Below are 17,602 nucleotides of genomic sequence, written 5' to 3'. Positions count from 1 at the left end.
CGCCCTGTGCTACATTTGCAGTGCATTCGTTCTGAAAGGGGGAGTCCGTATGACACGCAAAGCAACGCGACATCGCCGCAACCGCCAGGCAGAGCGCTCGGTGCGCATTTTCTGGGGCTGGGTATTGCTGGCGGGACTGTTTGCGGTCCTGCTGATGTACCAGGCTCTGGGCTAAAACGCGACTGGCAGGTGATTTCTTCGTGGACACTGCCGTGACCCCACTGGCCGCGCGGTGCCCCCATTCGTGCCACAGCGCCCAGCTTCGTCTATCTTCTTGGGATACTGGTTTCGAGTTGACCGGGCTCCTGTCGGGAGCCCGCTGCTGGGGTGTGCGTGCGGCTCTTACGAATTGGTCTCGCCTGTCTCTTGTTTATCCCCGCACTGGTGTTCGGGCAGGCCACCGATGATGAGGCTCCACACGATCACAAGGAGCCCAGTGCGCCGATAGTCGAGGAAGTGGCGGGGAAAAAGCGCCGTAATTACCCCCTGGACCCCCTCGACCTGGCCAGTCCGCGTGCCACCATCACCTCATTCCTGGCCGTGGGTGACCAGATGGGGCAATTCGCCAAGGGGCAGTTCTGGGGCGACCCGAGCCGTGAACTGGCTCAGAAGCTCGATGAAAAGCAGGCGCGGGTCAGGCGCATGCTGGACCTCAGTCGGATCCCACCGGCGGCGCGAGCCGACGTGGGTAACGATGCAGCAATTTACCTTTACGAGGTCCTGTCCCGCATCGAACTGCCGCCTCTTGAGGAAATCCCGGGCAGGGAGGAGGTGAACAGCCTGGCGAAAGTGGTTTCCGGAGCCGATGCATCTGCCGAAAAGCCGGTGACATCCCCGCTACCCGGGACTGGCAGCCAGGGGGATACGACCCAGGGGCAGTCCACCGGTATCGCCAGCTCGGTGAGCTGGACCATTCCCCACACGGATATCACCCTGGTGCGGGTAGCGGAGGGCCCGCAGAGCGGTGAATTCCTCTTTTCCGCCGATACGGTTGCGCGCGCGGCCGAGTTTTACCAGCGTGTGCGCCATCTTCCCTACCGGCGCGACGTGCCGATTCCCCATTACGCCGACATGCGTCCCTACCTGGCGATGCGCGGCTGGCTGGTGCCTCCCGAGCTGATTGAATCCTTTCCGGGTTGGATGAAGCGCAGCGTGTTCCGGCAGGCTGTATGGAAGTGGATTGCGCTGGTGGGGATTTTTTCCCTGTTTATTGCCGTCCTGTTTGTCGTTCAGCGCGCCATTACAAACTTCCGGAAAAGTCCCCACTTGCTGGTGAGGTTGTCCCGCTTTATCGTGCCACTGGCGGTGCTCCTGGTGATACAACCGTTGTCCGCTTTCCTGCACCAGCAGCTGACCCTGACGGACGTGATTGGCGGGGGAGTCTCATTGTTGGCGGAAGTGGTGAGTCACCTGGCCATGGCCTGGCTGGCCTGGACCCTGCCTCCGGCGCTGATGGAAATTTATATCAATCGCTCCAGCGTTCACGGTGAGAGCCTGGATGCCCACCTGCTGCGCTTTATTGCGCGGACGGTGGGAATCGCCGGGGTGATCGGGGTGGTCTTCCTGTTGAGTAGCCGCCTCGGGGCCCCGCTTTACAGCCTGTTGGCCGGTTTTGGTATCGGCGGTATCGCCATCGCCCTGGCGATGCGCGGTTCATTCGAGAATTTCATTGGTAGCCTCAACCTGTTTGGCGATAAACCGGTCAGGGTGGGTGACTTCTGTCGTTACGGGGAAGATTCCAGCGAGGATTTCCAGCGCGCGGGCACCGTGGAGAGTATCGGTATGCGTTCGACGCGCCTGCGGGGCATTGACAACAGCCTGACGACCATCCCCAACGCCGACTTCAGCCAGATGCATATCGTCAACTATTCCACGCGCAGCCATATCCTCCTGCGCACGATACTGACGCTGCGCTTTGAGACCAGCGAGGACCAGTTGCGCTACGTGCTGGTGAATATCCGTGAGATGCTGGTGGGGCATCCCCGGGTTGCCGACGATGAGCCCTCGGTGCGCTTTGCCGGCTTCGGCGACTCGGCATTGCTGGTGGAACTGCGGGTGGATGTCAGTACCAATGAGTACCCGGAGTTCCGTGCCATCTCCGAGGATATCTATTTCCGGGTTTTCCGGATCGTGCGGCGGTCAGGCACCGATTTCGCATTTCCTTCCCAGACCGTTTACTTTACCCGCGATGGCGGTATTGATGAGGAAGTCCAGAAAACAGCTGAAGCCCATGTGCGCGAGTGGGCCGCAGCACAGCAGATGCCATTCCCGAACTTTACCGCGGAACAGCGTGCGGCCCTCCGTAATACCGTCTACTATCCTCCCGAGGGCTCCCCAGGTTCGGAGGGCTAGGGCCGGCCGGGTCAGAAAGCCAGCATCAACTCGGTGTTGAATACGACACCATTGCCGCCGAGGGAGAAGGGCACGCTGTTGTAGCCTACTGGTGAATTATCCAGGTAGAGGAATTGTGCCGTCAGGCGCAGCTCGCGGCGTTTGAAGGGGTAGAAGTTGAAGCCCAGCGCCAGGTCCCAGGGATCGCCATACTCACCATTGATTTTCGAGCCGGCCACAAACATCTGCAGGGTCTTGGGCTTCAGCATGGTCGACCCCTGCAGCTGGAAGCCGTGATCCCAGAGGTCATCCACCGGCAGGCCGGTATCGGTATCGTTCAGGATAATAGTCCTGAAATCATTGACCTTGCGCCAGTAGTACTCCACGTCGAGAGAATAACCACAGTACTTGATGCCGCCGTTGACAGCTGCCATCTGGTACGTGGCGTCAGAGATATTAACGCCGACGTCAAAAGGGTCGGGAGAGAAAATCCGCGTGCCGTCCGACAGCCGGATCTGGCTGTTATCAAAGCTGTTTACCTGGGGCTGGCCCTGGGCGTCCTCGTCACTGCGGGTGTAGTGGATTCCGAACAGGGTGGCCGGCTCGGTATGGAACTCAAAATCGCCGAAGCCATTGGCGGGGCCGTACTCACCGGTGGTGGGCATCCACCACAGCGCGCCCGAGAGGGTGTTGAAATGGTCGTCCAGCTCATCGGCGTCCACGCCCAGCTGGCTCAGGTTGTTGCCAATCATGGCCCGGTACTCGATCTTGTCCGTGATCTCGCCCCAGGCCCACAAGCCAGTGGTGTATGAGCCACGGAAGAATTCATCGGCAATGGTGCGGTGGTCCACCTTCAGCCAGTTGGGGAAGGTGCCGTTGGTGGTGCGGTTGGTGGGCAGGGCATTGATGCCGGCGCCGAGCTTGAAATTGTCATTGAACAGGTAGCTCAGGTAACCGGCCACCACCACCTGGGCCGATTGGCCCTGGTTGGAGTTGCTGGTCCAGGTGTAAAAGCGATACTGGAATTTCGGGTCGAAAATCCAGCCCTTGAACGTGAGGTTGACCTTCTGCAGTTGCATCTGGTTGCGGATGCTGACATCGAAAGTCCTGTCGAAACTGTCGGTGTAGGTGTCTTCGAGGTTTTCCTGGTTCAGGTAGCGGACATAGCTGAAGATGCTGAAGTTCACCTCGCCCATATCCGAGCGCAACAGCACGAACCCCTTGCCGGGTTCGTAGGAGCCCCAGGCCGACGGCGGCGCCGGTGTGCCGCTGGGATAGTAGCTTGGCGCGGGGGCGCGATTCTCATCCGGGGCCGGTGCCCGGGGTGGGGCCTCGACTACTCGCTGGGCCAGTTTGGGCGTGTCGTGCCCGGTTGGGGGCGCGGGAGTATCCAGGGTCCCCGTCGACTGAGCTGTGAGCCCGGCGGCCGGGAGCACCGCGAGGCTGCCGGCAACCAGTGCGACGGCCGTACCATGCTTTATCACTTCGTTACCTTTTCCTTGTTTGTGACTCGTCCGGCATCCATTCCGGGCCCGCCCGCCTGGCGCTATAAGGACTGCGTTCAGGGCAGGTGCGCTCAATTGCCTGCCAGGGTATCGGGCGAGCACAGTCGGCACCGCTGGGCGAGAGGGCATTCGAGAGAATAGTCGACGAGTGCCAGCAGCGCTTTCAGGGCGTCATTTGGGGGCTGTAATTGGCAGCGTGGGCCTCCAGCGGCCAGTCCGGGGCGTGGGGCTGGTCGGGAGAGTGCCGCTGTTCAGCGGGAGGTTGGGTGGGGGAAATCGGCTTCCGGCGCAGAGTTGGCGCCCCCGGCAGGACTCGAACCTGCAGTGCGGACTTAGGAGGTCCGTGGTTTATCCTGTTAACCGACGGGGGCGTGAGGCCGGGTAGATCCGGGGATCGGGCGGCCTGGAGGGTCGGTATTCTAGCGCCTGTGGCGCCCAGTGTCACCGGTAGTAACAGGGGTGTTTCCGTGGCCCGGGCGGGGCGGGGAACATGGTTTCATATTCCTGACGAGAAATTGTCGCACGACGGTCACTTAAGACAGCTAATTTGCCGCCCCGGGTAGCCGGTTAAGGGGAAGTTTTCCCCGCCGGAACCCGGGTGTGTTACGACGGCGAAATAGCCGGTTTTGGGGATGCAAATTTTGCTTGACCAGCATCCTCGGAGCTGATTAATCTGCAGGTGCACAACAAAAACAACAAGGGTGAATCTGCCCTGGCAGATCGAAATATTGGAGTTTCGTATGAGCGGCAACGTTAGCGAAAAGACCTTCGATTTTGACTACGACGATATCCCCCAATTGGCAACAGAAGTATTGAAACAGGCAACCTCGCAGCCTCCCCGGGATGCCCGGCGAATGGTCGAGGACAAGCTGGAGGAAATACGACTGCAGCGCGAGTTGATGGATTACGATTTCGACTGACCTGCACCAGAAAGGCGCCCACTGGGCGCCTTTCTGCGTTCTGCAGGGACGATCGCTCGGGCAGGGTGGACTGCGGTAGTTACCCCCCCGGTCTGTTGTGTGCCGGTGGCGAGTTCCTGTCGGGGCACCCGGCTCTGCAGGTGGGTGCGTTGAGGTAAAACGGTTCAGAACCGTCCTGTTAAGGCTGTCGGGCAAACGTCGCCGGTCCGGTCCGGTCGTGCGATTACCCGCCCGGTGGATGGATGCTGTACCGGCAGGCCGCGTTCCACCGGTCGCGCCGGGTAAACGGGGATGAATAAGGAGATTCGCCATGCTGATGTTTGAACAGACAGCCTCCCGGGTTTCCACGCAATTGTCGGATGGCGGCGAAGCGCTGACCATTCGGATTGACGGGAACTTCGATTTCAATCTCCACAGTGAATTCCAGCGCGCGTACCGCGACTGTAACCCGGCACCGAAATCCTACAGCGTCGACCTTTCCGATACCCGCTACCTGGATAGCGCCGCGCTGGGAATGCTCCTGTTGCTCCGCGACCACAGCCTGGAGGGGCAGGATGATGGTGGCCAGCGACATACCGTTGAGCTGGTCAATGCCAACGACCATGTGGCCAAGGTGCTGGCGGTTTCCAATTTCGACAAGATTTTCACCATTCGCTAGTGGTGTCCTCTCCCTTTAATATTCTCGTTATCGAGCCCGGCGATGCCGACGCCCGGGAACTCTCCAGTCTCCTGGATAGCTGTGCGCCGCTGGATGCACGGGGTGAGTCCGGCCCGGAGTCCCGGGCCATGGATGTGGCAGTCCGTGTTGTGGGCAGTGTGCCTGCGGCGCTCGCCGCTTTCGATTGTATCCGCCCGCACCTGCTGGTATTCGGCCCCCACGCGGGTGCAGCTCCCGAACCCCGCAGTGTGCACCAGTTGCGTGCGCGGGCCGGGATGGAGCCGGTGCCGGTCCTGGCGGTGCTGGATGAGCACGCGCTGCCCGCCGATGGCGTCGGGGCTGGCTGTGATGATGTCCTGCGGCGGCCCTACAACCGGCACCTGGTGCGACTGAAGCTGGTCGCGTTGCGGCGCTACTGCCAGTTCAACCGTAACCTGATCGCCCAATGCAATCGTATGCGCCGCAGCCAGTCGGACCTGCTCAAGGAGCAGGCCGGGGCGCAGGAGATTTTCCGCAATATGGGGCGGGAAAGTTGCCTGGAACAGACTGATGCCATCCGCTATCACCTGTCGCCCCGGGCTGTGCTCAATGGTGATGTGCTGGCAGCTGCCTGGGCACCCGGTGGCAAGCTGATGCTGTTACTGGGGGATTTCACCGGTCACGGGCTGGCTGCTGCGGTGGGCGCGGTTCCGCTGACCTCGATTTTCTATTCGATGGTGCCCAAGGGGTTCACTCTCAGCCAGATCGCCCGCGAACTGAACCTGAAGCTGCACCTGGTATTACCCCGCAGTATGTTCTGTTGCGCGGTGCTACTGGAGCTCGACCCGCACAAGCAGCACCTGCGCGTGCTCAATGCCGGCATGCCCAGTGCCTGCCTCTGCCGGGCCGGGGGAAGCATTCAGATGCTTGAATCCCGTCACCTGCCCCTGGGAGTGGTACGCTGGCTGAATCTCGAGGAGGCGGTTCAGTATGTTCCCCTCGAGCCCGGTGACTGGCTCTATCTCTGGAGTGACGGTATCCACGAGGCGCGGGGCCCCTCCGGCGAGCTGTTTGGCGAGGAGCGACTGCTGGCCACTATCCGCAATGCCTTTCCGGCGGCGCGCTTTGAGAGGATCCTGGCCGAGATCAGTCGTTTCAGTGTCGGCCAGCAGGACGATCTCTCCCTGGTTGAGCTTTCCCTGGACCAGATCACTGCTGAGACCGTGGAAATCGGTGAGCCGCTTCCGGACCCGCCCGGCACGGGCCACTTCGGCGACTGGTCGTTCGGGGTCACCCTGGCGGCGGAGGACCTGAGGCAAATGGACCCGGTACCGCTGATGCACCGGGTGCTGGCACAGTTTCCCGAGTCCGGGCGTCTGCGCGACACGCTCTCCATCGTCCTGGGGGAGTTGTTCAACAATGCAATCGAGCACGGCTTGCTGCAGCTCGACAGCAGCCTCAAGCGCTCGGAGCATGGATTCGGTGAATACTACCGCCGCCTGGAGTCCGGCCGTCGGCAACTGCAGGATGGCTGGATCCGGATCCGCCTCAGCAGCTGCCGGGCAGGTGGGGACTGCGGGCTGCTGGTGTCGGTATCCGATAGCGGGCCAGGCCTGCCAGCGCGCACTGGCGCGGCCAATGCATACTCGGGCAGGGGACTGGCACTCCTGCAGAGTATCTGCCGCAGGGTGGAGTGGCAGCCGGGCGCGAGTGAAGTAAGGGCACTACTCAGCTGGGAGCAGGAGGAGAACAGTCCCTGGGAGCGGGAAGGGGCCCCCGCAAAGGTTTAATCCGGGCCTCGGAGCAAACAAGTACCATACAATTGGCGCCACAGCCGGTATAATGCCGCTCAGATTTTCATCAATTGCCTGTTCCCGAGGTTTTTGGCGGCACCGGTACTATGTCAGCGACTGCAAGTTCATCCCCCCTTATCCAGCTGCGGCGGCTCTCCTGTGAGCGGGATGGCCGGTGCCTGTTCGCCGGGCTGGACCTGGAGCTGGGAGCCGGGAAAGCCGTGCAGGTCGAGGGCGCCAATGGCTCCGGCAAGACAACCCTGTTGCGCACCCTGATCGGCAGTGCTTCGGACTACCGCGGAGAGATTCTGTGGCGCGGGGAGCCGTTGCCACGGGCACTGCCACAAATGCGCAGTGCGCTGCTCTATATAGGCCACCAGGCGGGAGTGCGCCGCGGCCTGACACCACTGGAAAACCTGGCCTGGTACGGCGCGACCGAGGATGAGGCCCTGGCCGCGCTGGAGCAGGTGGATCTGTACGGGTTCGAGTACAGTCCCTGCCAGCAGCTTTCCGCGGGCCAGAACCGCCGCGTGGCACTGGCCCGGCTCTACCTCCCCAATGCCCCGCAACTGTGGATTCTCGACGAGCCCCTGGCAGCCCTCGACGTAGCCGGCGTCTCCAGCCTGCAGGGGCAGATGGCCTGCCACCTGGGCCGGGGCGGGGCGATCCTGTTCACCTCGCACCAGCCGGTTGCCCTGGCAAACCTGCAACACGTGGACCTGGCGGATTACGCGCCGGCCGGGGAGGGCGAATATGTCCACGCCTGATACCCGTCACCTGCCCCCGGTCTCCGCAACACCCGCTGACCTTTCGCCCCGTGAGCGGCGCGGGCCGGGATTTGGCGCGCTGCTGCAGACAGAGTTACGGCTGGCGCTGCGACGCCGCTCCGATATCGCCAACCCACTGCTGTTTTTCGTGACGGTGCTGGCCCTCTTGCCCCTGGGAGTGGGACCGGAACCGGGGCTGCTGGCACGCTTGGCGCCGGGAATGATCTGGGTAATGGCACTGCTGGCCACACTGTTGTCGCAGGAGAGCCTGTTCCGCAGTGATTTCGAGGACGGCTCGCTGGAGCAGCTGACCCTGTCCCCGCAGCCGCTCTATTTTGGTGTGCTGGCGAAAGTGGCAGTGCACTGGCTGGTGACCGGCCTGCCACTGGCGCTGCTGTCGCCCCTGCTGGGGCTGATGCTCAACCTGCCGGCTGCGGGCTATGCCTGCCTGTTGCTGTCCCTGTTACTGGGCACCGCCAGCCTGAGCCTGATCGGCGCCGTGGGGGCGGGGCTCACTGTGGCGCTGCGTCGTCCCGGCCTGCTGCTGGCGCTGATTGTTATGCCGTTATACGTGCCCGTGTTAATCTTCGGCACCGGTGCGGTCCAGGCGGCCGTCGATGGTTACGCCTACAGCGTGCAGCTCGCCATCCTGGCGGCCCTGTTGGCGGCTGCCGCGGCGCTGGCGCCACTGGCGGCCGCCGGCGCCATCCGCATCAGTACCGATTCTTGAGGAGGTTTGCCCTTGGCCTGGCAATGGTTTCACCGCTTGGGTTCGCCGCGCTGGTTTTATGAGAAGACCAGCGCCTGGCTGCCGTGGCTGGCGGCTGCCAGCGCGTTGCTGCTGGCCGTGGGTATGGCCTGGGGGCTTGGGTTTGCCCCGCAGGATGCCAAGCAGGGCAACAGCTACCGCATTATCTTTATCCATGTCCCGGCGGCCTTCCTGGCGCTGGCGGGCTATTACCTGATGGCAATCAGTGGCGCCATCGGGCTGATCTGGAAAATGAAGCTCTCCTTCGTGGTGATGCGGGCTGCCGCACCTATTGGCGCCGCGCTCACGTTCGTATCCCTGTTTACCGGTGCGGTCTGGGGCAAGCCCACCTGGGGCACATACTGGGTATGGGATGCCCGTATTACCTCTATGCTGATCCTGTTCTTCCTCTACGTGGGGGTGATCGCCCTGTCCCGTGCCTTTGCCCGCGAGCAGCTGGCCGATAAGGCCTGTGCCCTGCTGGCGCTGGTGGGCACCGTCAATATCCCGATCATCTACAAGTCGGTGGACTGGTGGTTCACCCTGCACCAGCCGGCGACCATCAAGCTGACCGAGTCCAGCAGCATTGATCCGAGCATGTTCTACCCGCTGCTGACCATGATCATCGGCTTTTACTGTTTCTATGCCTGGGTGCTGATTCTCCACACCCGCACCCTGGTGCTGAAGCGGGAATCGCGAACCCAGTGGGTGCAGCAGCTGCTGGGGGAGGGACGATAAGATGGAATTCCAGTTTGCCGGCCTGGCGGATTTTATCGCCATGAACGGCCACGGCCCGTTTGTCTGGGTTGCCTATGGCGTGACCCTCCTCACCATGGCCGGGCTGGTTACCCAGCCGTTGCTGGAGCGCCGCAGGTTGCGCGCGGAGTTTCGCCGCGAACAGCGTATCCGCGAGCGCCGCGCCGCACGGCGCCAACCAGAGAGACCGGCAGCCGAGGCCGCGCTGGCCGAGTAATCGCGGCCCGGTCGTAACAGATTCATTACTTGACTTGATTTCCGGGGGAAATGACCGCTCATGCATCCCGCACGTAAACAACGCCTTATCCTGGTGCTGGTCCTGGTGGCCCTGTCCAGTGCCGCCGTGGGGTTTGTCACCTACGCCATGCGTAACAATATGGACTATTTTTACGCCCCCACTGCCTTTGCAGCGGGGGAGGTGCCGTTCGAGAAGCGAATCCGGGCCGGCGGCTGCGTGGTGCCGGGCAGTGTCCGGCGCAGCGAAGAATCGCTCGACGTTCACTTTGCGATTACCGATGGCGAGGCGGACCTGCAGGTAGTGTTCGACAAGATCCTCCCCGACCTGTTTGCCGAGGGTGAAGCCGCCGTGGTAACCGGGCAGTTGATGCGTGACGGCACCATGCGTGCTGACCAGGTGCTGGCCAAGCACGACGAAAACTACACACCGCCGGAGGTGGCCGAGTCCATGGCTGGTAACGCCACCTGTGGGGACGGAGCGAAAATATGACTCCGGAGCTGGGACACTTCGCACTGCTGGTGGGGCTGCTGTTATCGGTGGCCCTGACCGCGGTACCCGTGGCCGGGAGCTATACCGCCCGGCCCCTGTGGATGGAAGCCGGGCGCCCGCTGGCCCTGGGGGTGTTGGTGTTTACTGCCATCGCCTTCCTGTGCCTGACGGCGGCCTTTGTCCAGAGCGATTTCAGCGTCAATTATGTGGCGCAGAACTCCAACAGCCTGTTGCCCCTGCACTACAAGATTACCGCCGTGTGGGGCGGCCACGAGGGCTCTATCCTGCTGTGGCTGCTGATGCAGGCCGGCTGGGCCGCCGCCGTAGCCCTGTTCAGCCGCCAGCTGCCAGCGGAGCTGGTGGCGCGGGTACTGTCGGTGCTGGGTTTTGTGCTGGTGGGTTTCTTCCTGTTTATCCTGCTGACCTCCAACCCGTTTGACCGCACCCTGCCGTTTCCGCCCGTGGAGGGCAATGACCTGAATCCGCTGCTGCAGGATCCCGGCATGATCATCCACCCACCGTTGCTGTATATGGGCTATGTGGGCTTTTCGGTGGCTTTCGCCTTTGCCATCGCTGCGCTATTGGGTGGGCAGCTGGATGCGGCCTGGGCCAGGTGGGTACGCCCATGGACGGCGGTGGCCTGGTCCTTCCTTACCCTGGGGATTGCCCTTGGCAGCTGGTGGGCCTATTACGAGCTGGGCTGGGGCGGCTGGTGGTTCTGGGACCCGGTGGAAAACGCCTCGTTTATGCCCTGGCTGGTGGGCACGGCGCTGCTGCATTCACTGGCAGTAAGTGAGAAGCGCGGCCTGTTCAAGAGCTGGACCATCCTGCTGGCAATCTTTGCCTTCAGCCTCAGCCTGCTGGGAACATTCCTGGTGCGCTCCGGTGTACTCACCTCGGTGCATGCCTTCGCCACCGACCCCTTGCGCGGTGGGTTTATCCTGGCGTTCCTGGTGATCGTGGTGGGGCTGTCGCTGGTACTGTTTGGCCTCCGGGCACCAGCAGTCAGCGCGGGCAGTGTGTTCTCGTTCCGCTCCCGGGAAACATTCCTGCTGTCCAACAATATCCTGCTGGTATTGATTACCGGCGTGGTGCTGACCGGCACCCTGTATCCGCTGCTGGCCGATGCCCTCAACTGGGGCAAGATCAGCGTGGGCCCGCCGTTCTTCAACCTGTTTTTTGTGCCCCTGATGGTGTTTCTCAGCGTTGTGCTGGGCCTGGGCATTCATGCCAACTGGAAGGACAGCCGCTGGGACCGCCTGTGGAGTCTGTGGCAGTTGCCCCTGGCGGTGGCTGTGGTGGCGGGCCTGGCAATTCCGTTTGCACTGGGCGAGTTCCACTGGGGGGCGGCGCTGGGAATCTTCGTCGGAAGCTGGGTCACCGCATCCAGCCTCGCGGATATCCTCGGCAAGACCCGCAACGCTGACTCGTTACTGGCGGGCCTGCGACGCCAGCGGGCCAGTTACTACGGCATGCACCTGGCCCATGTCGGCCTGGCCGTGACTGCGCTGGGTGTGGCCCTGACCACAATCTACAGCGTGGAGGACGATGTCCGCCTGGGAGCAGGGGATACGCACCGGGTCGCCGGTTATGAATTCCGCTTTGACGGTGTGCGCCAGGTGCAGGGCCCCAATTACCGCGCGTTTGAAGGGGTAGTGCATGTCAGTCGCGGCGGTTCGCCGGTGGCGGAATTGCACCCGCAGAAACGCAATTACCTGTCCGGCGGCAATACCATGACCGAGGCTGCTATCGACACGGGGCTGTTCCGGGATATCTACGTGGCCCTGGGTGAGCCGCTGGACAAGGGTAACCCTAACGGGGACTGGGCCGTGCGCCTGCAGTACAAGGCCTTTGTGGTCTGGATCTGGCTGGGTGCGCTGCTGATGGCCATTGGTGGTGGCATCGCGGTGGCCGACAAGCGCTACCGCAAGGTCCGTGCTGCCCGTGCCGAAGCCATCGATGCGATGCCGGCGGGTGCCTGAGTCGCGGATAAGTAGAGGGAGATCGAAATCACCATGGCCAGACTCAAGCTGTTCCTGCCGCTGATTATTTTCGCTGCGCTGGCCCTGCTGTTCTGGCGGGGCCTCTCGCTGGACCCGCAGGAAATGCCCTCGGCGCTACTGAACAAACCGGTACCTGAGTTTTCCCTGCCGAAAGTCGCGGATAGTGAGGCCCGGGCCGGGCTGGCGGACCTGCCGGCCGAACCCCTGTTGCTGAATGTGTGGGCGACATGGTGCATCGCCTGCCGGGTGGAGCATCCCTACCTGAACAAATTGGCCAGCCAGGGCGTGCCCATCATTGGCGTCAACCTGAAGGACGACAACGCCGAGGCGCAGAAGTGGCTGGAGAAATTCCATAACCCCTACCTGTTCAGTGTCGCTGACCGGGAAGGGCGGCTGGCCCTGGACCTGGGTGTGTTTGGCGCGCCGGAAACATTCCTGGTGGACTCTGGCGGTACTATTCGCTGCAAGCATGTCGGAGTGGTAGATGACCGTATCTGGCAGACCAAGCTCCAGCCGCTGTACGAAAGATTGCAGGACCAGTCATGGGAAGAATTTGCCGGTGAGTTACCAGATTCCCTGCTCTCCCGTTGTCAGTGAGACGGAAGAGAAGAAGAGCCGCTTTATCTGCTGGCTGGGTCCGGCTGAAGACAAGGCGGCGTTCCTGCAGCAGTTGGAAACCGTGCGCAGCCAGTTCCCCGATGCCAGCCACCACTGCACGGCACTGGTGATCGGCAACCCGGCCAACCCGTTAGTCATGCAGTCGGATGATGACGGTGAGCCCGGCGGCAGTGCCGGCCGCCCCATGCTGGAACTCCTGTTGAAACAGGAAGTGGGTAACGTTGGTGCGATTGTCACGCGCTACTTCGGCGGCACCAAGCTCGGCGTCGGTGGCCTGATGCGCGCCTACCGCGGCGCGGTGGGGGCGGCACTCCAGCAGGCTGAACTGAAGCCATTCATTCCCTTTGTAAGCGCCTCTGTCTCCTGCGATTTTGCCCAGGAGTCGCGGTTGCGTTTCCTGGTGGGGCAGGCTGGTGGGCACTGCGACGAAGCGGCGTACGGCGAGGGAGTCACCGTGCCCATTGCGCTGCCGCAGGATCACTGGGATGCGCTGGCTGCGACCCTTGTTGCTGAGGGTTGCCGGGTACACCGCGACGGCAACTGATACCGGCCGGACGGCTGCCCCTGTCCCGAGACTTTTACCCTCCCTCCCGATCCGATATAAAGGTCACCGGAGGAGCCCGCTCGCCAGGCAGTGCCCGGCCAGCCGGAAAAACAAGAACCCTCACGGGGCGACCTGCCCAGGGAACTACAAGGGGAAAGGATTATGCTACAGGCGTTAATTGCCGGCGGTGTTGTTTACGGTTTGTTCAACTTACTGGAGCGCGGTCGCGACCGGGGGCTGGATGGATTCACCTCAATCACGTTTGTGCTGGTGCCGGCACTGTTGGTCTGGCTGGCGAGCATGGCGGTGGCATTCAGTGGCCTGCCCCAGCAACTGTTGCTTCCGCTGCTCACCCTGTACTTTGTTGTGCCTGCCCTGATGCTGCGACTGCAGTTTGATTTCAGCTGGAAAACCGCCTGCGGCTACGGGGCGCTGGTGTTTGTGGTTGCCATTGCGGTGGATATCCTGCTGGGTATCGGGCTGGCAGCGATAGGCAGCTGAAGCGGGATGGTGCCATCAACCTTCGCCGCCGGATAACATCCGCCTTTCGGGGACACCTGAAACCCATTACGTTCTGGCCGGCGCTGGCAGGCGTGCTGGTGGTGCTGCTTGTTACAGCCGTGGACCAGGAGGCCTTCGTCAAGATGGCCTCCGCGGCCAATGCGGCGGTTATCGAGCATTTCTCCTCGCTTTTCCTCTATTCAGCCCTGGGGCTTCTGGCCCTTTGCCTGGTGGTGTTTCTATTGCCGTTGGGCCGGGTGAGGCTTGGCGGGCCCGAGGCCGAGCCCATCTATCCGCCTTTCCGCTGGTTTGCGGTTTCCCTCACCACCGTGATTGCCATGGGGATTCTGTTCTGGGCGGTAGCGGAGCCTGTGGTGCATTTTCGCGAGCCGCCGGCATTCACTGGTATCGAGCCGGGCAGTGAGGCGGCGATGCGGTTCGCGCTTTCATCAGTATTCGTCCACTGGACCCTGGCACCTTATGCCATCTACACCGTGGCGGCCCTGACGTTTGCCCTGTGCTTTTACAACCTCGGATACGAGTTTTCCGTGGGGGCGATGCTGCGGCCGCTGCTGCGCGGGCATCTGGGCAATGTTGCGGGACAGGTGGTGGATGGCCTGGTGCTGTTTGCGGTGGTGGTGGGAATGTCGGGGGTACTGAGCGCCGGGCTGTTGCTGATCGGTGATGGCCTGCAGGTCCTGTTTGGCATCGCCAGGTCGCCGGTAGCCTACGCGGCAACCGCCGGTTTTATTGTCGCGGTGGCACTGTTGTCTGCTGCCAGCGGGCTACGCCAGGGCATTCAGGTGCTGGCGCGGGCCAATACCATCCTGTTTGTGGCGCTGATGCTCTACCTGTTGCTGGTGGGTCCATCTGGTTTTATCGCGGGGCTTGGTGCCGGCTCACTGGTCGATTACCTGGCCAACTTCTTTCCCCGCCAGTTACTGCTGAGTGAGCCGCAAGATAGCCAGTGGTCCGGCTGGTGGACCACTGCGTTTTATGCCAGCTGGTTCGCCTGGGCACCGCTGTCGAGCCTGTTCCTGGGGAAAATCGCCAGGGGCTACACAGTGCGGCAGTTTATCCTTGTGAACCTGCTGTTGCCGTCACTGTTTGGCGTTTTGTGGTTCTCCACCTTTGGAGGTGCCGCCCTTTACTTCGATAACCTCGGGGGCGGTGCCATGTACCAGGTGTACCGGGAACAGGGGCTCGCTGCGATGGCCTACCAGCTGTTCAGTTACCTGCCGGGCAGCACCCTGCTGAGCCTGTTTTTCATCTGCGGTTGCTTTATCTCCTTTATCACTGCAACGGATTCCAATACCGATGCTATTGGCGGGCTGTGCATGAAGTCGGTGACCGCTGCCCATATGGGATCGTCGTTTGGGGTGAAGTTGTTGTGGGCTGGATTGGTCGGCCTGGTGGGGTGGTGCAGTGCCAGCTTTCTCGGTAGCGACGGTATCAAGATGTTGGCAAACCTTGCGGGTTTGCCGGGACTGTTGATTGTGTTGGGGAGTGCGGGATCGCTGGTGGTTTTGTTAGTCCAGGGGGTGGGGGAGCCGCGTTGATTCTGCTATGGGGGGCAGGTTGCCTGGGTTGCAGTGCGCCGGTGTCCAGGTTCGTTCTTGGCGTATTTGTGATTCGCGGTTATGCCGCTAACCCTGCGGGCGCCGTGGCTTCGCTCTGGCGTCCAAAATTACTCTTGGCAATTTAGTGACTCGGGCCATCCATGGCCCTCGCCCTGCGGGCACCTCCGCTTCGTTGCTGCGTCCAAAATTGCTCCCGGCAATTTTGTCGAACGGGGGTTCTTGTACGCCGATCCAGCACATACAAAAAAGGCCCACACTTTCGTGTGGGCCTTTTTTGTATGTGGCGGACCGGACGGGACTCGAACCCGCGACCTCCGGCGTGACAGGCCGGCATTCTAACCAACTGAACTACCGGTCCGCATTCCTTGCTTCCCCGTTGTAACCTGCCGGGCAGGTGAGGGGAAGTGGTGGGTGGTACAGGGGTCGAACCTGTGACCTACGGCTTGTAAGGCCGTCGCTCTCCCAACTGAGCTAACCACCCTCGAAGGGCTGCGTATCTTACCGGTAAATCTTATTGAGTCAATGCCCTTTTCCAAAAATTCGGGAGGCGCGGCGGTGGTCGGCCAGTGCAGGGGTGGCGGGTTTTGCGGGGGAGCTACGTTTGGCATGGTTTGCCTGTGCGTAGCAGGAAGCCAGTCACTTTCCAGGTGGCCCGGGTGGGTTAGTATTGCGCAATCGGATTTCGAGGAGAATTATCATGACGCATCATTGGAAATTGGCCGTTGTCCTGGCCGGGGGATTGGTGCTGGCGGCCTGCCAGAATATGGAGGCGGTCTCGCCCTGGGTCGATGTCGGCAACCAGGTGGCCAAAAATGCCGGTTACGATACCGACTCAAGGCTTGCGCGGGGCATCAAGGAAACCCTGCGCACCAGCACTGACCGGGCCAGCAGCCGGCTGTCCCAGGTGGGCGCGTTCAACCTGGGCCTGCCTGCATCGGTCCGCCCGGTGGAAGATGGCCTGCGCCAGTTTGGTTTCGGCAACTATGTGGACCAGCTGGAGGATGCCATGAATCGCGGCGCGGAACAGGCGGTGGCTGAGGCGGCGCCGGTGTTCAAGCAGGCAATTACCGGAATGACGGTCAATGATGCGCTGGGCATTATCCGCGGCAGTGAGACTGCGGCCACGGATTACTTCCAGCGCCAGACCGAGAGCGCCCTGCGCATGCGCTACCAGCCGATTGTGGAAGCCAACCTGCGTAAGACCGGCTTTTACGGCCAGTATGAGAGCCTGCTTTCTACCTACGAGAAGTTACCCATCGCCAACAAGCCGGATATGGACCTGGAGCGCTACGTGATTGACCAGAGCATGATGACCCTGTTCAGCCGTATCGGTGAGGAAGAGGCCCTGATTCGCCGGGATCCTGTGGCCCGGGGCAGTGTGCTGATTGGCCAGGTGTTCGGGGCCGGGGAGGGCTGATAGCTCTCTTTGCTGATCCGGGGTAGTCGGGTGACCTTTCACTGTGTCGCGGGTGGAGGGTTGCCCCGTAGGAAAAAGCCCGCTCCCAGCGGGCTTATTTGTTGGGCTGGACTGGGCGGGGCTGGGTGTCGGTATCCCAGGGTGTCCCGGACGATTTAGTCGTACACCTACCCACTGGATACGCAAAGCCGCGCTCTCGCGTAGATCGCTCCTTGCCGACTGGGACTCGTGTAGCGGGACTGATTCGCGGCGTTGCCGCTCACCCTGCGGGCGCCGTCGCTTCGCTCTGGCGTCCAAAATTGCCGATGGCAATTTTGTCGAACGGGGGTTCTTGCACGCCGATCCAACAGATACAAAAAAGGCCCACACTTTCGTGTGGGCCTTTTTTGTATATGGCGGACCGGACGGGACTCGAACCCGCGACCTCCGGCGTGACAGGCCGGCATTCTAACCAACTGAACTACCGGTCCGCATTCCTTGCTTCCCCGTTGTAACCTGCCGGGCAGGTGAGGGGAAGTGGTGGGTGGTACAGGGGTCGAACCTGTGACCTACGGCTTGTAAGGCCGTCGCTCTCCCAACTGAGCTAACCACCCCGCGTCAGGAGCTGCGTATAGTAATGATATTTTTCGGTGCGTCAACGCTTTGTGAAAAATTTTTTTACCTTTCAATGAGTTAAGCGGTCCGGGGGAGCTGCGGGGGCGAGTGCGGGGGGTGGGGGAGGCTGTTATAATCGCGCAAATTTCCACCGCACGCAT

General features: G+C 61.9%; 17 protein-coding genes and 5 tRNA genes. 16 read left to right on the top strand and 6 right to left on the bottom strand.

Features of this window, described 5'->3' with window-relative positions:
- Positions 1–49 precede the first annotated feature (49 nt).
- Together ACH6CX_RS03400 and ACH6CX_RS03395 are read left to right on the top strand one after the other, a co-directional pair.
- The gene (locus ACH6CX_RS03400) at positions 50–175 is read left to right on the top strand and encodes a hypothetical protein (RefSeq protein ID WP_255701151.1); all 126 of its coding nucleotides are present in this window, start codon (positions 50–52) and stop codon (positions 173–175) included.
- A 158-nt stretch (positions 176–333) separates the two neighbouring features.
- Positions 334–2,352 (top strand): mechanosensitive ion channel family protein, encoded by a 2,019-nt coding sequence (locus ACH6CX_RS03395; RefSeq protein WP_237061777.1) that lies wholly within the window; start codon positions 334–336, stop codon positions 2,350–2,352.
- An 11-nt stretch (positions 2,353–2,363) separates the two neighbouring features.
- Here the strand turns inward: ACH6CX_RS03395 and ACH6CX_RS03390 are convergent, their stop codons facing one another.
- Positions 2,364–3,815, bottom strand: a complete 1,452-nt coding sequence (locus ACH6CX_RS03390) for a hypothetical protein (RefSeq protein ID WP_237061776.1) — start codon at positions 3,813–3,815, stop codon at positions 2,364–2,366.
- 316 nt (positions 3,816–4,131) lie between these two features.
- A tRNA-Arg gene (locus ACH6CX_RS03385) sits at positions 4,132–4,207 on the bottom strand.
- Positions 4,208–4,576: 369 nt separating this feature from the next.
- Between ACH6CX_RS03385 and ACH6CX_RS03380 the strand changes: the two genes are divergently transcribed.
- From ACH6CX_RS03380 to ACH6CX_RS03320, 13 genes are all read left to right on the top strand, one after another.
- Positions 4,577–4,756, top strand: coding sequence for a PA3496 family putative envelope integrity protein (locus ACH6CX_RS03380; protein ID WP_232942952.1), 180 nt, complete (start codon positions 4,577–4,579; stop codon positions 4,754–4,756).
- A gap of 310 nt (positions 4,757–5,066) precedes the next feature.
- Positions 5,067–5,414 carry an STAS domain-containing protein gene (locus ACH6CX_RS03375; RefSeq protein WP_232942951.1) on the top strand — a complete coding sequence of 116 codons (348 nt, stop codon included), beginning with the start codon at positions 5,067–5,069 and terminating at the stop codon, positions 5,412–5,414.
- 2 nt (positions 5,415–5,416) lie between these two features.
- Entirely contained in the window at positions 5,417–7,183 is a 1,767-nt protein-coding gene (locus ACH6CX_RS03370; protein WP_396674775.1) for a SpoIIE family protein phosphatase, read from the top strand.
- 110 nt (positions 7,184–7,293) lie between these two features.
- Positions 7,294–7,953, top strand: a complete 660-nt coding sequence (gene ccmA / locus ACH6CX_RS03365; RefSeq protein WP_232942949.1) for a cytochrome c biogenesis heme-transporting ATPase CcmA — start codon at positions 7,294–7,296, stop codon at positions 7,951–7,953.
- Positions 7,940–8,683, top strand: a complete 744-nt coding sequence (ccmB, locus tag ACH6CX_RS03360; protein ID WP_232942948.1) for a heme exporter protein CcmB — start codon at positions 7,940–7,942, stop codon at positions 8,681–8,683. Before ccmA ends, ccmB begins: the two co-directional genes overlap by 14 nt.
- 12 nt (positions 8,684–8,695) lie before the next feature.
- Complete coding sequence (locus ACH6CX_RS03355) at positions 8,696–9,439, top strand: heme ABC transporter permease (RefSeq protein ID WP_334079032.1); 744 nt, start codon at positions 8,696–8,698, stop codon at positions 9,437–9,439.
- Position 9,440: 1 nt separating this feature from the next.
- A complete protein-coding gene (ccmD, locus tag ACH6CX_RS03350) occupies positions 9,441–9,674 on the top strand; it encodes a heme exporter protein CcmD (protein WP_232942947.1) in 234 nt (77 codons plus the stop codon).
- Between the two features lie 60 nt (positions 9,675–9,734).
- Entirely contained in the window at positions 9,735–10,184 is a 450-nt protein-coding gene (gene ccmE, locus ACH6CX_RS03345) for a cytochrome c maturation protein CcmE (RefSeq protein ID WP_232942946.1), read from the top strand.
- Positions 10,181–12,166 (top strand): heme lyase CcmF/NrfE family subunit, encoded by a 1,986-nt coding sequence (locus ACH6CX_RS03340; protein ID WP_232942945.1) that lies wholly within the window; start codon positions 10,181–10,183, stop codon positions 12,164–12,166. The genes ccmE and ACH6CX_RS03340 overlap by 4 nt, the downstream gene beginning before the upstream one ends.
- 33 nt (positions 12,167–12,199) lie before the next feature.
- Positions 12,200–12,784: a DsbE family thiol:disulfide interchange protein gene (locus ACH6CX_RS03335; protein ID WP_232942944.1), complete on the top strand. Its 585-nt coding sequence runs from the start codon at positions 12,200–12,202 to the stop codon at positions 12,782–12,784.
- On the top strand, positions 12,747–13,349 hold the full coding sequence (locus ACH6CX_RS03330) for a YigZ family protein (RefSeq protein ID WP_237061775.1): 603 nt from the start codon (positions 12,747–12,749) through the stop codon (positions 13,347–13,349). Before ACH6CX_RS03335 ends, ACH6CX_RS03330 begins: the two co-directional genes overlap by 38 nt.
- 162 nt (positions 13,350–13,511) lie before the next feature.
- Positions 13,512–13,850, top strand: a complete 339-nt coding sequence (locus ACH6CX_RS03325) for a hypothetical protein (protein ID WP_237061774.1) — start codon at positions 13,512–13,514, stop codon at positions 13,848–13,850.
- On the top strand, positions 13,754–15,409 hold the full coding sequence (locus ACH6CX_RS03320; protein WP_334079056.1) for a BCCT family transporter: 1,656 nt from the start codon (positions 13,754–13,756) through the stop codon (positions 15,407–15,409). The genes ACH6CX_RS03325 and ACH6CX_RS03320 overlap by 97 nt, the downstream gene beginning before the upstream one ends.
- Before the next feature lie 302 nt (positions 15,410–15,711).
- Here ACH6CX_RS03320 and ACH6CX_RS03315 read toward each other — a convergent pair.
- Positions 15,712–15,788: transfer RNA gene (locus ACH6CX_RS03315), tRNA-Asp, on the bottom strand.
- 47 nt (positions 15,789–15,835) lie between these two features.
- A tRNA-Val gene (locus ACH6CX_RS03310) sits at positions 15,836–15,911 on the bottom strand.
- A gap of 216 nt (positions 15,912–16,127) precedes the next feature.
- Here ACH6CX_RS03310 and ACH6CX_RS03305 point away from each other — a divergent pair.
- Positions 16,128–16,847 (top strand): DUF4197 domain-containing protein, encoded by a 720-nt coding sequence (locus ACH6CX_RS03305; RefSeq protein WP_232942940.1) that lies wholly within the window; start codon positions 16,128–16,130, stop codon positions 16,845–16,847.
- 393 nt (positions 16,848–17,240) lie between these two features.
- Here the strand turns inward: ACH6CX_RS03305 and ACH6CX_RS03300 are convergent.
- Positions 17,241–17,317, bottom strand: a tRNA-Asp gene (locus ACH6CX_RS03300).
- A gap of 47 nt (positions 17,318–17,364) precedes the next feature.
- Positions 17,365–17,440 (bottom strand) — tRNA-Val (locus tag ACH6CX_RS03295).
- Between the last annotated feature and the right edge of the window lie 162 nt (positions 17,441–17,602).

The organism is Microbulbifer sp. JSM ZJ756, assembly GCF_044383805.1.
Classification (GTDB): domain Bacteria; phylum Pseudomonadota; class Gammaproteobacteria; order Pseudomonadales; family Cellvibrionaceae; genus Microbulbifer; species Microbulbifer zhoushanensis.
Note: the sequence above shows the minus strand (reverse complement) of the source record. Positions and strands in the feature narration are given on the sequence as shown.

Bases quoted from the DNA above. Each gene is read 5' to 3' on its own strand.
- ACH6CX_RS03400 (WP_255701151.1), top strand. From the start codon at position 50: ATGACACGCAAAGCAACGCGACATCGCCGCAACCGCCAGGCAGAGCGC.
- ccmD (WP_232942947.1), top strand. From the start codon at position 9,441: ATGGAATTCCAGTTTGCCGGCCTGGCGGATTTTATCGCCATGAACGGC.
- ACH6CX_RS03335 (WP_232942944.1), top strand. From the start codon at position 12,200: ATGGCCAGACTCAAGCTGTTCCTGCCGCTGATTATTTTCGCTGCGCTG.
- ccmA (WP_232942949.1), top strand. From the start codon at position 7,294: ATGTCAGCGACTGCAAGTTCATCCCCCCTTATCCAGCTGCGGCGGCTC.
- ACH6CX_RS03305 (WP_232942940.1), top strand. From the start codon at position 16,128: ATGACGCATCATTGGAAATTGGCCGTTGTCCTGGCCGGGGGATTGGTG.
- ACH6CX_RS03340 (WP_232942945.1), top strand. From the start codon at position 10,181: ATGACTCCGGAGCTGGGACACTTCGCACTGCTGGTGGGGCTGCTGTTA.
- ACH6CX_RS03375 (WP_232942951.1), top strand. From the start codon at position 5,067: ATGCTGATGTTTGAACAGACAGCCTCCCGGGTTTCCACGCAATTGTCG.
- ACH6CX_RS03380 (WP_232942952.1), top strand. From the start codon at position 4,577: ATGAGCGGCAACGTTAGCGAAAAGACCTTCGATTTTGACTACGACGAT.
- ccmE (WP_232942946.1), top strand. From the start codon at position 9,735: ATGCATCCCGCACGTAAACAACGCCTTATCCTGGTGCTGGTCCTGGTG.
- ACH6CX_RS03325 (WP_237061774.1), top strand. From the start codon at position 13,512: ATGCTACAGGCGTTAATTGCCGGCGGTGTTGTTTACGGTTTGTTCAAC.
- ccmB (WP_232942948.1), top strand. From the start codon at position 7,940: ATGTCCACGCCTGATACCCGTCACCTGCCCCCGGTCTCCGCAACACCC.